Below are 13166 nucleotides of genomic sequence, written 5' to 3' on the forward strand. Positions count from 1 at the left end.
GTCCGGCTCAGGGCCCTGGCGGTACCAGGCGGGCGTTTGACAACGAGGCCACTTCGGGGTGATCCGGCTCGATCTGTCCGTCTTCATCCACCAGCCGCAAGGGCAGACGCGCCAAGTCGGCCATGACGTCGCCCTCCTTGCCGGTTTCCGGGTCGCCGAGCAAGGCCAGCAGCGACAGGCGGTAGGCGGTTTCGTTATAGGTTTCCGCCAGCACCGCCTCGCTGAGCGGTGTGGCCTCGCGCAGTCCGGCCAGCGCTTCGTACAGCGACTCGGCCGCCAGCAGGCGCTCGATCTCCACGCCTTCGGACGCCGGGGCCGCCGCTGCACCGGGCAGGACGGCCTCTTCGGCCCGGGCGCGTTCACGCGCCAGCAGTTCAAACTCGGCGACATCGGCCATTTCTGCCCCGGAGAGGAAGGCCGGTTCGGGGCAGAAGGACAGCCGTTCGGCCAGCAGGGTGGCCAATTGCTCGGCGGACAGGTGGCGCAGATAGTCGGCGATATCGGTCGAGGTCAGCCCCGAGGTGCCCAGATGAACACGTTGGGCCGATAGTTGTGCCAGCCGCCGCTCGAAGGTGCCGGCCAGCGCCAGCATGCGGCTTTGGGCCAGGGCAATGGCCTGGGCCTGATTCAGCGTGGCGAGGCTGAGGTCTTCGCTGGCGGTCAGTGAGCGGATGACTTCGGTGGACTTGCCGACCCAGCGCCAGACCGCCTCCAGCCGATGCTGGGCGGCACGAATGCGGAATTCAGAGCGGGACTCGAGGGCATCCTCGAATTCGGCATACAGCTCGTTCAGGCGGGCCAGCAGATGTTTGAGCGCTTCGTCAGAAACCTGGCCGACGGCCTGGCCTGCGGCGACCTGGCTGGTGAGGTACCCCAGCTCGACGTCGTCACCGGCGAAGTCGATCATGGTCGACAGCGCGGCCAGCGCCACGCGGGCGCCCTCCGAGAGCTGGTACAGTCCGGTGTCGGACTGCCAGATCAGCAGTTCGCCTTCACGCAGGCGTTTGAGGATGGTGTCGAGCTTGACCGGCTGCAGATAGGCAAAGCGTTGTGCCAGTTCTTGCGGACTCCAGAACGGCGTGTCGGTCTGGGCTCCCAGTTCGCGCAGGACCAGCAGGCGCATCAGCACCTCTTCGTCTCCGCCGCGGAACAGGGTAATGAAAACCGACAGATAGGGCCAGGCACCGGTCAGCCGGGCGACCGTGGACAGCTCGGCGGGCTGGATGCCCGCCTGAAAAAATTCTTCCAGAGAGTTCACGGTCAATCCGCTGCGGTCATCAGAAAAACCGGATTTTCCCGGTTATGCCGTCTTGTCGTCAACGTTGGTCGCCGGCTGGATCAGGCTGCTGCGTTGCGCTTTGGCCAGGGCCTTGGCTTCCGCTTCGGCCTGGCGTGCCTGTTCGGCCGCTTCTCGTGCGGCAGCACGAACGACTTCCAGGTAGTCCATGATGGCGCGGGTCAGCTCACGCGTCCCTTCGCCGGTGATGGCGGAAATGCAGAACACGCGGTGAGCCGTGATGTCGAAGCCGTCGCGGTCATCCGGAACATCCCGCGGCCAGTCAAAGCCGTTCAGGAAGGCTTCGGTTCTTTCGCGGCGCTCGTCCTCGTCCAGCATGTCCAGCTTGTTGAGCACCAGCCAGCGGGGCTTCTGGTACAGCTCTTCGTCGTATTTGCGCAGCTCTTCGACAATCGCCTTTGCTTCGCGCACCGGGTCGACTTCCGGATCGAACGGCGCCAGATCGACCACATGCAGCAGCAGACCGGTACGGCTCAGGTGCTTGAGGAAACGGTGGCCCAGGCCGGCGCCTTCTGCCGCCCCTTCGATCAGGCCGGGAATGTCAGCGATCACGAAGCTTTGCGCATCGTTCATGCGCACGACACCGAGGTTGGGGTGCAGGGTGGTGAACGGATAGTCGGCGACCTTGGGCTTGGCTGCCGATACCGAGCGGATCAGTGTCGACTTGCCGGCGTTCGGCATGCCGAGCAGGCCGACGTCGGCCAGCACTTTCAGCTCCAGGCGCAGCATGCGCTTTTCGCCTTCTTCACCCGGGGTGCACTGACGCGGGGCGCGGTTGGTCGAGGACTTGAAGTGCAGGTTGCCAAGCCCGCCCTTGCCGCCACGAGCCAGCAGAATGCGCTGGCCGTTTTGCGTCAGGTCGGCGATCACTTCTTCGGTGTCGGTGTCGATCACCTGGGTGCCGACCGGCATGCGCAGTTCGATATCGTCGCCGCCCTTGCCGTAGCAGTCGGAACTTTGTCCCCGCTCGCCGTGCTGCGCCTGGTAGCGCTTGACGAAGCGGTACTCGACCAGGGTGTTGATGTTTTCATCGGCCACGGCATAGACGCTGCCGCCCTTGCCGCCGTCACCACCGTCCGGCCCGCCGAACGGTACGTACTTTTCGCGGCGGAAACTGGCTGCGCCATTGCCACCCTTGCCGCCGGCGACTTCGATGCGTGCTTCGTCAATAAATTTCATCTTCAATTCCTCCCGGAATGTATCGAGCGAGGAGTCAGGCGCAATGGCTGTCCGAAAACAGCCATTGCGCCTTGCCCCTCGGCCATCTGCGCCGGATCGTTGATCCGCGCTAAGAAAAAAGCCCTACCACCAAGGATAGGGCTTTTTCAGGGCGGCTCAAGCGCTCAACCTTGCGGGCTGTCACGCCGGCCCCCTGCCGGTTGCACCGATTACTCGGCGTCGACGCCGGTGTACGGTACCACGGTGACGTACTTGCGTTGCTGAGCACCCTTGACGGTGAACTGCACGTAGCCATCAACCTTGGCGAACAGGGTGTGGTCCTTGCCGCAGCCGACGTTTTCACCAGCGTGGAAACGGGTGCCGCGCTGACGCACGATGATGGAACCGGCCGGAATCAGTTCGCTGCCGTATACCTTCACGCCCAGGCGCTTCGATTCGGAATCGCGACCGTTGCGGGAGCTACCGCCTGCTTTTTTATGTGCCATGACTGTTTACTCCTTACTTGGCAATCGCGTCGATACGGATTTCGGTGTAGTTCTGACGATGACCCTGATGCTTCTGGTAGTGCTTGCGGCGACGCATCTTGAAGATGCGGATCTTTTCGCCACGGCCATGTGCCACGACGGTTGCCGTCACGGTTGCACCAGCAATGCGGGGGGTCCCCACGGTGACCTGATCACCATCAGCAACCATCAATACTTCTTCAAGTACGATTTGGCTGTCGATGTCTGCAGGTATCTGTTCTACTTTGAGTTTTTCGCCAACGGCAACTTTGTACTGTTTGCCGCCAGTTTTTACGACCGCATACATTCGTATAGCTCCTAAAGTTCATATCCTCCCGCCGGAAAGACGGGAAGCCGGTCATTCTATTCGGCAGTTTGCAAACTTGTCAAATATTTCATGAGCTTAGCCTGACATCCTGATGGCATGGCGGCTTGGGCGGCTTTTCTGCTAGAATCGAGCGGATTTCCCGGCATAACCCAATCACTGGTCCTATAAAAACGTGTCCGAGACCCCGCTTTTCCGCTCCCTGATCGCCGACGACATGCTGGCGGTCGATCGTGTCATCCGTACACGCCTGCACTCTGATGTGGTTCTGATCCGTCAGGTATCCGAATACATCATCTCTGCCGGCGGCAAGCGGCTGCGTCCCGCCCTGACCCTGCTGTCTGGCCAGGCCTGTGGCTATCGCGGCGCCCATCTGTTCGAACTGGCGGCCATGGTCGAGTGCATTCATACGGCCACCTTGCTGCACGACGATGTGGTGGATGAGTCCGAACTGCGCCGCGGCCGCGAAACCGCCAATGCCCTGTTCGGCAATGCCGCCAGTGTGCTGGTGGGTGACTTCCTTTATACCCGTGCCTTCCAGATGATGGTCACCACGCACAATATGCGCATTCTGGAAGTCATGGCCGAAGCCACCAACATCATCGCCGAGGGCGAGGTGCTGCAGTTGCTGAACATCGGTAACGCCGAGGTAGACGAAGCCTCCTATCTGCAGGTGATCGAGTTCAAGACCGCCAAGCTGTTCGAGGCGGCCTGTCGCGTCGGCGCCCTGATTGCCGGTGCCGATCTGCAGACCGAGACTGCTATGGCCGATTACGGCCGCTATCTTGGCTGTGCCTTCCAGATTATCGATGACGTGCTGGATTACAGCGGTGATGCCGACACCATCGGCAAGAGCCTGGGGGACGATCTGGCTGAAGGCAAGCCGACCCTGCCGCTGATCTACACCATGCAGCATGGCACGCCGGAACAATCCGAATGTGTGCGTCAGGCGATTACCAACGCCAGTCGCGATCATTTCCAGCCGGTACTGGCTGCGGTACAATCCTGCGGCGCGTTGGGCTATGCCCGCGCCGCCGCGGTGCAAGCCTCGCAAAAGGCCATTGCAGCCATTGCCGGCCTGCCGGCGTCCGACGCCACCCGCGCCATGCGCGAACTGGCCGATTACGCCGTCAACCGTCAGTCCTGATAGACCGTCTCCGTAGTTAAATGGATATAACAGCCCCCTCCTAAGGGGCAGTTACAGGTTCGATTCCTGTCGGGGGCGCCACCAACACATCCTGTAGCGTCCAAAACTGTTTTTCTGACCCTTGTAGGCAAAGGGTTTGACGTTGCATTCTCGTCCTGTTGTGTTCGCCAAAATACAGAGAAATCCACAAAATATGTGTATAGATTTGTGCGTAGATGGAAATGGCCGATAAAATCTATACACACAGTCCCTAGTGCCTTTTGCCATTCATACTCTGGTTAGAAAAATGTATGTATTTCTTCCCAGATGTCAGGGCGAGAAGGCTCTCGGGCTAGATGTCTATGCCGAGTCATTGCCTGTTTAAAAGTGCGTAGTGACCGTAGTGACATAGTGACACCATTGTTTTTCATGGACATTCCTTGGGCGGTGGGTAGTGACAGGCCGGGTTGTCACTATGGTGACGCAGGTGTTTTGGAGCATATCGACCCCCAAACACCTGAATGCATAGGCTCAGTCCGCCAAAGGCGGGCGCGGCTAGAGTCACGCTCTAGCCTGACGGCGCGCGAACAATATACACAGGGAAGATATGCACATGCCCCTAACCGACCTAGCGATTAAACAAGCCAAACCACAGAGTAAGTCGTATTTTCTTGCGGATGGAGGCTCACTATTCCTTGAAGTGACGCCATCTGGCGGTAGATTGTGGCGGTACCGCTTTCGCTTCAATGGGAAGGCCGGTGTTCTTGCTTTGGGGAAGTACCCTGATGTTGGGCTTGCTGATGCGAGAGGCAAGGTCGGCGATGCACGTAAGCAATTGGCGCAAGGCGTTAATCCTGCAGAGCAGAGAAGGACCGATAAGCTGACAGCCAAGTTGACGGCTGCAAATACATTCAAGTCGATTGCCCTGGAATGGCATGCAAAAGAGTGTGGCGAATGGAGTCCTCAGCATGCAGGCCGCGTGATGGCGTCTTTAGAACAGCATATCTTTCCATTCATCGGTGCTAGGCCAATCAAGGACATCAAGCCGCTTGAACTGCTTGAAGTGCTCCGCAAGGTAGAGCGTGCGGGGAATCTGGATACGTGCAAACGTCTGAGGCAGCGGTGCTCATCGATCTTCAAAATTGCAATTCTGACGGGGCGGTGTGATTCTGACCCGGCTGCACCACTGGTTGATGCGCTTAAGACACCTCAAGTTGAGCACCGTAAGGCGCTTGGGCGGGATGATCTCCCGCAATTTATCCAAGCCCTTGAGTCGATGGAGTCGAATCGACAAACAAAGCTGATGATGGCCTTGATGCTTCATACATTCACTCGTGTGGGTGAGATGTGCGTGGCCAGATGGGAGGAGATTGATTTTGACGGCCAGTTGTGGACGATCCCGCCAGAACATCGCAAGCTAACGGAAAAAACCAGAAAGACGGCTGCGCCTCACCTGGTTCCACTCTCTAGCCAAGCTATATCAATCTTGCGAGAGCTTCAGGCCATCAGCGGTGGCCGCGAGCATATTTTCCCGAATCGCAATAGTCCGATGCGGCCAATGTCGCCTGAGACACTGCGTCGTGCACTGCATCGTATGGGGTTCAAGGGAAAAGCTGACGTTCATGGCTTCCGCTCTACCGCATCCAGTATCCTGAATGAAGAGGGGTTTAATCCTGACGCGATTGAGCGGCAATTGGCGCACGTTGAGCGCAATCGTGTCCGGGCGGCATACAATCGAGCGGAGTACATGGAAGAGCGATGTCGCATGATGCAATGGTGGTCTGACTACATTGCCCGTTTGGAAGGGAGTAATGTCGTGCCGGTTAATTTCAAACAGGCCAGATAGTGACGGTTATAGATGCCACATCTCAATGTTGGGGAGTCCGATCAGAATTTCGGCGCAAAACATGAAAAATAAAGATATTCCATCACCATTTGATTTTCTTTGTGGTAGTAAGCCTGATTACTTACCTTTGGCAATCTGGAGAGAATTAAACACAATAATTTACGGTGGTGGCGGATGGATGTGGTCTGCATCATTTCCTCTTCTCTTTGGTGCTAATTCTCCAAAACTGTTCAAATTACTAAATAGAAAGCCAAGCTCAAGGTCTGAAGAGGATGGCTTACGGCAGTTCAATGAAGAAGACTATGTAAATTGGTTGATGACGCATGTGCATACGTATGCACACTTCATTGCTGTTGACCGACATCATGATTTCCAACGGGTGAAGGGCGATCTTCGTGAGGCTAGGGATCTTGCGAGTGAGCTGGCGTCCAAGCTGGTGAGCCTTTACCAGTACAAAAACGCTAAGCTCGACTACAGCGATATTCTACCTGCCGAATGCAAGCAATTGTCCCGTCTCTATCAGAGGGCCGTTTTCCACAATAATGGCGATAAAGGTAAAGCCAAGACCCTAGAGGAACTTGGCAATACGTATGGATATGCTGGGGATAACCTGGGGTGGCTTATTCATCAGATCGAGAATAGGCAAGAGCTACCGAGTCCGGCTGATATGTTGCTGGCCATGGTAGAAGGCATAGATTGGCATATTCAACGGTTTGCATCTGACGGAGAGTACGGATTGACTATTGATGGGTACCAACCAGAAAGTTTGCCAGCCAGATATATCGCCCTGTTTGATAAAGGTCTACCAATCGCTGATCGTAGACCAATGGCGGATGATGTTCCTAGAATTTCTCATGCTGCAATGAGCCTTCAGTGCTCACTGGTTTTTGGAGAGGAAATATCGAGAGATCGGGTTATAGAAATTCGCAAACGTGCAAAAATCTGACCCATGCGGATAACTGTGGGTGTTACGTTCTAAAAAAAATCTAAGACACCTATAGGTGCTGCTCCTCACCACATTGCTGTAAAGCCAATTATCCCAATCTCGACCAATATCTAGCATTCGCTGTGCCGTATCGCATTGAACGGCCTAACACCTTTTAGGAGAGCGAATGCAAACCTCACTCGATTGTTTTACCCGCCAGAAAGCCGCCGAGTATCTTGGCGTGTCCGTCCACACACTGAACCAATGGGCTAGCGAAGGCAAAGGCCCGCGCTCCATCAGGGTGGGGCGTCAATGCGTATACAAGCGCGATGATCTGGAGAAGTTCAGAGGCGACACGCAGCAAAAGGACATCCATCAAGAATCGTCAATAGCCAAGGCAGACTGCATGCTTAGGTTGCCGGAAGTTATGCGCCGAACCGGCATGTCTCGCAGCTGGATTTACTCCAAGATAAAAAGCAAAGAATTTCCCTTGCCGGTGCACCTGGGCTCCCGGGCCATTGCGTGGCGCGCATCATCCGTAGACAACTGGATTGCTGCACGTCTTTCTGTCGCACGGGAGGTTGCATGATGAATCACGGGCATACCAGCGGTGGGGGCTCAATGAAGCACATTGCAGCTTACTTTGATGAGCTTTTTGCCTTGAATGCAGAGGCACAGAACGGCGTTACGCCCAATTGGACCAGTGGGCAATTAGTGCTTGCAGATACGACTATTACCAAGTCTGGGAGACGTTTAGCTGCTGGATTACGCGATGCGGCCCTACGTATTGAGTTGGCCGAATCGTCCATTTTTCCTGATGCGGTGCTGCGCGAGGTCAGTAAGTATCTGCATCAACAAGCGGTGCCTATGGCTAATGCATTGGCAAATGTCAGTGAGGCTATTCGAGATCGCCGCGATTATTTGTTGGCTGCCAATGGTGACGGCGGGTGCAATGATGCTGCATAAAAAAGCCCCTCGCAGCCTTTGGCTTGACCCTGATTGCTCCCCGGTGGATACTGCATTTGCCTTGTTCAATAGCAAGGCCGGGATTGGCGTCCCGAACACTAAGGCGGACAGCTGCCTATTGCGGCTTTTTTTGCGTCCGTTATTCACCATTGGTGCGTCTTCTTCTATGGCGGGCCATGGTGGGAGAACCGAAAGGTTCGCCGGTTCCTTAGTGCCGGTACGCCAATCCTGCCATGAGCCTGCCACCCCGATTGGCGTCTTGGGTGGTGGGGTTAATCTCACTAAGGAGGCAGCCACCATGCCTTGTCGTATCGCAATCAGCGTCTTCCGCGTCCTTATTCCCGTTGCGCTAACTCGTCGTCTGGCTTATCGAGCCTATCTGAGCGGATCTCTGCCAGCTGCCGCCTTAGTCAATATTCTTGGGAGTGTCGCACTATGAATCACCATTTCGTTTATGGCCTTTCCATGCATAAAGCTGATGGGCAAACCATGTTGACGTATAACACGGCTGCGGCAGATATGTTGACTCGGCGGGCTGGGCAATTAAATGCATTGCTCGCCTGCCTGATAGGTGAAGGCGGTGAGGTATTCCGCAGCATGGATGGTGCTGCGCAAGACAACGTGCTGTGGCTCGCATCGGACATGGCTTTAGAGGTCAAGCTGTTGAGTGAGCTTGTTGCTTCTGGGGAGGCCGCCGAATGAAAAACGCTCTGCAAAACCAATCTATTGCCATGCCGCATGCGCTGCAGGACTCGGCGCTCAATACGATTCGTGCCGCTCATGCCATCTTGCTTAAAGTAGCAGATGATCACGAGCAGGTTAAAACAGCATTGGCCAATCTTGAAGGCGTATTGCTTCAGGGAAATAGTGCAGAGCACTCCGGCTCCACTGGCGCTGATGTTATCTCGTCGCTGCTTTTCTGCCTGTATGAGAATGGCTCGTTCAGTGTGGCGTCATCGGGTGAGGTTGGCTTGATGAAGAGTTATATGTCCAGCCTTGGGCGAGCGATGTGGCCAGATGAAGATAGCAGCAAGGATGGCACCCATGTCCAGTAATAACAGTCCCGTTGATCTCGGTAATCATCTGCCTAAGCGTATCGGTTCAGTCCGGATTGTTTTCTTTGAGGGCGGTGTGGGCGAACTGATCTTCGAAAATCCAGGTGAAGAGTTGCAGGCAAGGTTTGCCCGAGCGATCCCCTCAATCCTTTCGGAAATCGGCCCGGCAAAGCAGCCGAAGAGCTAAGGAACTCCCTTATGAAACGAACAACCTTCCCGAAAACCGGGCAGGCGGCCCCCGGCTTGTCTAGCGAAATGAGATCATTTGCTGGTTTGATCGAGTATCGCGTCTTGTCGCATGCAATGGCGCAGGCCGACGAGGTGCTCGCTGTTCAGGGGCACGAAGATGGCGAATAAGCGTTTACCTTTCCCCGAGGTCAAAGCCGCTGCGCTCAATGGCCTGGCCCGCGTTCTCGATTGGGCTGGCGTGCATTGGCGGCAAGCGCACCATGAAATCCAGATGATTAACCCCAAGCGGGCGGACGATGGGTACGGCTCATTTTCGATCAACGCCAATACCGGGGTTTGGTCCGACTTCGCAACCGGCGACAAAGGCGGCGATGTGGTTGCCCTGGTGGCGTATCTGAAAGGGTACGGTCAAGGCGACGCCTGCAAAGACCTGGCTCAATTGTTCGGCATCATGGACGGCGAGGCTTCACCGCCTACGGCCACTACAGCGCCAGCGCCGAGCGCCACCTTGCCCGAGCCTGATACCTGGCAACCATTGATGCCGATTCCCGCCAATATGAAAGGGCTGATGCCGCGCAGCAAGCGCGGGCATCCTGGCAAAATCGTGGGGCGTTGGGCTTACCGCGACGCGGAGGGACGTCCTCTTGCGATTGTGGCACGCCTTGAGCCGGGGCAGAACGGGCGCAGCAAGGATTACCTGCCGCTGACCGCATGGCAAGATCATGCGACCGGCAAACGGCAATGGCGCTGGAAAAACCTACCGACCCCGCGCCCTCTGTATGGCCTCGATCAACTGGCCGTGCGTCCCTCCGTCCCGGTGGTGGTGTGCGAAGGCGAGAAAGCCGCCGATGCAGCCGCCAAGCTGTTACCGGATCATGCCGCCGTCTGCTGGATGAATGGTGCGGAAGCGGTCAGTAAGGCCGATTTCAGCCCCTTGGCTGGCCGTGAATGCCTGATCTGGCCGGACAACGATCAACCGGGCGCAGACGCAGCGCAGGCGGTTGAGGCCGCCTTACATAAAGTGGGCGCGGCATCGGTGGCACGGGTGGACCTGTCCGGCTTCGCGGCGTTCGCGCCTGGTGAAGACGGCGGCAAGCCGGTGCTGATCGACGGCGGCGAGTGGAATACTGGCGATGATGCTGCCGACGCGCTGGCGCGCTGCTGGACCGCCGAACATATCGAGTTGTTGCGCACGTCCGGGCGGTGGCTGGTGCTGGATACCGCCGCCCAAGTGTCGCTCAGTGCGGAAGCCCCCAATAGCACCAGCGCCACCTGCGTGGCGAATCCCGCCAAGGCCGAGAAGTCCAGCACCAGCCGCCCCAAGAAAACTGCGCCAAAGCGCCCGCAAACAGAGGGAACGGGCAGCCCGTTTCATGTCACCGATAGCGGCGTGTGGTTCAGGACGGAAGACATGGACGCGCCGTTGTGGATATGTGCAAAGCTGGAAATCTTGGCGCGTACCCGCGACAAGAATAGCGAGGGCTGGGGGCTGCTGGTCCGATTCGCTGATCCTGACCGCAATGTGAAGGAATGGAATATCCCTTCTGAGTTGTTGGCCGCAGCCGAAGGGGCGGAAGTGGTCAAGGGCCTGCTATCGCGCGGCCTGCTTATCGGCGCGGGTCCGAAGGCGCGCCAGCGCTTGCTTGAATACCTGGGCCGCTATGAGGGCAGCGACCGTGCCACGGTGGTGGGTCGCCTGGGCTGGCACGATGGCGTGTTTCTGCTTCCTGACGGTCAGTTGGGTGACAGTAACGAATCGCTGGTATTCCAAGCATCGGCAAAGCAACGGGAAGTCATGCAGGCAGCGGGGACGCTGACGGACTGGCAACAGCAAATCGCCCGCTACTGTGTCGATAATAGCCGCCTTGCGTTTGCTGTTTCCGTGGCATTCGCCGCGCCCCTGCTGGATGTAATCGGGGCTGAGTCGGGCGGCTTTCACTTCTACGGCGATAGCTCGCAAGGCAAGACCACGCTGTTACAGGTGGCGGCGAGCGTCTACGGGCCGCCAAATTTCCTGCAAACCTGGCGGGCCACAGATAACGCCATCGAGGCCATAGCCGCCGCTTATTCCGATTGCTTGCTCCCACTGGATGAAATCCACCAGTGCGACCCGCGCATCATTGGCGAAACGGTGTACATGCTGGGCAATGGCAAGGGTAAAAATCGCGCGAATGACCGGGGCGGAAGCCGGGGAAGCGTGGCGGAATGGCGTTTGCTTTTCCTGTCTTCCGGCGAGAAGACACTGGCCGCGCACATGGCCGAGGCGCGCAAGGAAATGAAAGCCGGGATGGAAATTCGCATGCTGGCGGTGCAAGCCGATGCCGGTCAATCACTGGGTTTGTTCGATACCTTGCATGACAAAGCCAGCGGCAAAGCCCTTGCTGATCATTTGAAAGCGGCATGCGGCCAACAGCATGGCACCCCGGCACGTAATTTCATTGAACGGCTGGTATCGGAGCGCTCCAATCTTGCCGGTGAGGTTCGCGCGCAAGTGACTCGCTTTGTGGATGAAGTGTTGCCCCCCGAAGCTCACGGGCAAGCCCAGCGCGCAGCATCGCGCTTTGCCCTGGTGGCGGTGGCTGGCGAGTTGGCGAGCGCCTGGGGAGTAACCGGCTGGGGCAAGGGTATCGCTTGGGATGCAGCCAAGGTTTGTTTTGCCGACTGGGTAAAGGTGCGTGGCACGGTGGGCAACGCGGAAGATGAAGAGATCAAGGCTCGCATCCGGTTGTTCTTTGAGCAAAACGGCGAATCGCGGTTTACCCGGCTATCGGATGAGGCAATCTTGCATGATGCCGATGGCCACACTCCTGACCCGGACGACCACGCCCCCAAGACTATCGGTCGATGTGGCTATCGACTGAAGGACAAATTGAATGGGCTGATCAAGTATTACGTGTTACCAGAGTCTTTCCGTAATGAGGTCTGTGCTGGCCTCGACGTTAACCGTGTATGCCGTTTGTTGGCCGAGATGGGCGCGCTGGAAACCACTAAGGGCGCAGGGCATATGCTGCAAGTTCGTACCACCCCGGAAGCCAAGTACAGCAGGAGCAAGCGTGCCAAGGTGTATTGCGTCACATCGGCCATGTTCGAGCGTGGGGCGGCCATTGATGACGGGGAGGGCGTAGGGCATGGCTGATCTTGCTGAATGGTTCGCGGCCATTCCCCCCGCCCGGTATGAGTCCGACAACCGGACTTATACTGTGGCAGAGCAAACAGACCGCCGCGCCGAAACCGTGGCGGTTTCTGTTTCCGGAATTGGTCAGTCAGAAACGCACGCGCCTGACCCGCTGGCGTTACCCTGGTGCGCCGATCATGGCGACGAAATCAGCGGCATCGGCATGGACCAATCCGCCGCGCTGCCATCGCTGTGTCTGGGCTGTGCGGGCTTGCTGCGCACGGGCTGCGATTGGCTTGCAGGAATGCCGAGCAGCGATGACGCCAGCTATTGCACCCGCTTCCGTCCTCGCGTAGGTGTCGTGGTTGGCCGTTGCTGGCTGTGGCGTGTTGAGTTGTCCGCTAACAAGGCAGTGTGGTTCATGGCCCTGCCTCCTGTCGGCCAATCCGTGGTGATCCAATGGGCACGGCAACACTATGGTGATGTTGTGCAAGGTGTGTATCCCGTGCCGGGAGCGCTCGCATTGCCAGAGCGAAAGTAAGGGATGATGTTGGCTGTCACCATAGTGACACCAAGTTGAGTCACTACGTGCTTATGCGGAAATCCCCTTTAAATTCAAAGGTGTCACTGTGTCACTAGT

At 57.4% G+C, this 13166-nt stretch carries 15 protein-coding genes and 1 tRNA gene; 12 read left to right on the forward strand and 4 right to left on the reverse strand.

The features are described from left to right. Window positions 1-7: 7 nt before the first annotated feature. The 4 genes from AACH39_RS13755 to rplU form a co-directional block, all read right to left on the reverse strand. Window positions 8-1258, reverse strand: coding sequence for a hypothetical protein (locus AACH39_RS13755; protein ID WP_252346095.1), 1251 nt, complete (start codon window positions 1256-1258; stop codon window positions 8-10). A 42-nt stretch (window positions 1259-1300) separates the two neighbouring features. Next, on the reverse strand, window positions 1301-2476 hold the full coding sequence (gene obgE / locus AACH39_RS13760) for a GTPase ObgE (RefSeq protein ID WP_215778617.1): 1176 nt from the start codon (window positions 2474-2476) through the stop codon (window positions 1301-1303). Window positions 2477-2685: 209 nt separating this feature from the next. Then, window positions 2686-2961 carry a 50S ribosomal protein L27 gene (rpmA, locus tag AACH39_RS13765; protein WP_215778614.1) on the reverse strand — a complete coding sequence of 92 codons (276 nt, stop codon included), beginning with the start codon at window positions 2959-2961 and terminating at the stop codon, window positions 2686-2688. A gap of 13 nt (window positions 2962-2974) precedes the next feature. Continuing rightward, entirely contained in the window at window positions 2975-3286 is a 312-nt protein-coding gene (gene rplU / locus AACH39_RS13770; RefSeq protein ID WP_133681788.1) for a 50S ribosomal protein L21, read from the reverse strand. A gap of 193 nt (window positions 3287-3479) precedes the next feature. On the opposite strand from rplU, the gene ispB reads away from it, so the two are divergent. The 12 genes from ispB (at window position 3480) to AACH39_RS13830 (ending at window position 13067) form a co-directional block, all read left to right on the forward strand. After that, the gene (ispB, locus tag AACH39_RS13775) at window positions 3480-4451 is read left to right on the forward strand and encodes an octaprenyl diphosphate synthase (RefSeq protein WP_256444952.1); all 972 of its coding nucleotides are present in this window, start codon (window positions 3480-3482) and stop codon (window positions 4449-4451) included. A 6-nt stretch (window positions 4452-4457) separates the two neighbouring features. After that, window positions 4458-4532: transfer RNA gene (locus AACH39_RS13780), tRNA-Arg, on the forward strand. A gap of 511 nt (window positions 4533-5043) precedes the next feature. Next, window positions 5044-6276: a tyrosine-type recombinase/integrase gene (locus AACH39_RS13785; protein WP_338620409.1), complete on the forward strand. Its 1233-nt coding sequence runs from the start codon at window positions 5044-5046 to the stop codon at window positions 6274-6276. 61 nt (window positions 6277-6337) lie between these two features. Further along, window positions 6338-7222, forward strand: coding sequence for a hypothetical protein (locus AACH39_RS13790; protein ID WP_338620410.1), 885 nt, complete (start codon window positions 6338-6340; stop codon window positions 7220-7222). A gap of 166 nt (window positions 7223-7388) precedes the next feature. After that, a complete protein-coding gene (locus AACH39_RS13795; RefSeq protein ID WP_338620412.1) occupies window positions 7389-7790 on the forward strand; it encodes an AlpA family phage regulatory protein in 402 nt (133 codons plus the stop codon). Further along, window positions 7787-8167 carry a hypothetical protein gene (locus tag AACH39_RS13800; protein ID WP_338620414.1) on the forward strand — a complete coding sequence of 127 codons (381 nt, stop codon included), beginning with the start codon at window positions 7787-7789 and terminating at the stop codon, window positions 8165-8167. Before AACH39_RS13795 ends, AACH39_RS13800 begins: the two co-directional genes overlap by 4 nt. Window positions 8168-8602: 435 nt before the next feature. After that, window positions 8603-8869, forward strand: a complete 267-nt coding sequence (locus AACH39_RS13805; protein ID WP_338620416.1) for a hypothetical protein — start codon at window positions 8603-8605, stop codon at window positions 8867-8869. Beyond that, complete coding sequence (locus AACH39_RS13810; protein ID WP_338620417.1) at window positions 8866-9222, forward strand: hypothetical protein; 357 nt, start codon at window positions 8866-8868, stop codon at window positions 9220-9222. The genes AACH39_RS13805 and AACH39_RS13810 overlap by 4 nt, the downstream gene beginning before the upstream one ends. Next, window positions 9212-9409 (forward strand): hypothetical protein, encoded by a 198-nt coding sequence (locus AACH39_RS13815; RefSeq protein WP_338620419.1) that lies wholly within the window; start codon window positions 9212-9214, stop codon window positions 9407-9409. Before AACH39_RS13810 ends, AACH39_RS13815 begins: the two co-directional genes overlap by 11 nt. A gap of 11 nt (window positions 9410-9420) precedes the next feature. Then, window positions 9421-9579, forward strand: coding sequence for a hypothetical protein (locus AACH39_RS13820; protein WP_338620420.1), 159 nt, complete (start codon window positions 9421-9423; stop codon window positions 9577-9579). Next, the gene (locus AACH39_RS13825) at window positions 9569-12547 is read left to right on the forward strand and encodes a DUF927 domain-containing protein (protein ID WP_338620422.1); all 2979 of its coding nucleotides are present in this window, start codon (window positions 9569-9571) and stop codon (window positions 12545-12547) included. The genes AACH39_RS13820 and AACH39_RS13825 overlap by 11 nt, the downstream gene beginning before the upstream one ends. Further along, the gene (locus tag AACH39_RS13830; protein ID WP_338620423.1) at window positions 12540-13067 is read left to right on the forward strand and encodes a hypothetical protein; all 528 of its coding nucleotides are present in this window, start codon (window positions 12540-12542) and stop codon (window positions 13065-13067) included. Before AACH39_RS13825 ends, AACH39_RS13830 begins: the two co-directional genes overlap by 8 nt. The last annotated feature ends 99 nt before the right edge of the window (window positions 13068-13166 follow it).

Source organism: Paludibacterium flexuosum, assembly GCF_037076605.1.
In the GTDB taxonomy this organism is placed as follows: Bacteria; Pseudomonadota; Gammaproteobacteria; order Burkholderiales; family Chromobacteriaceae; genus Paludibacterium.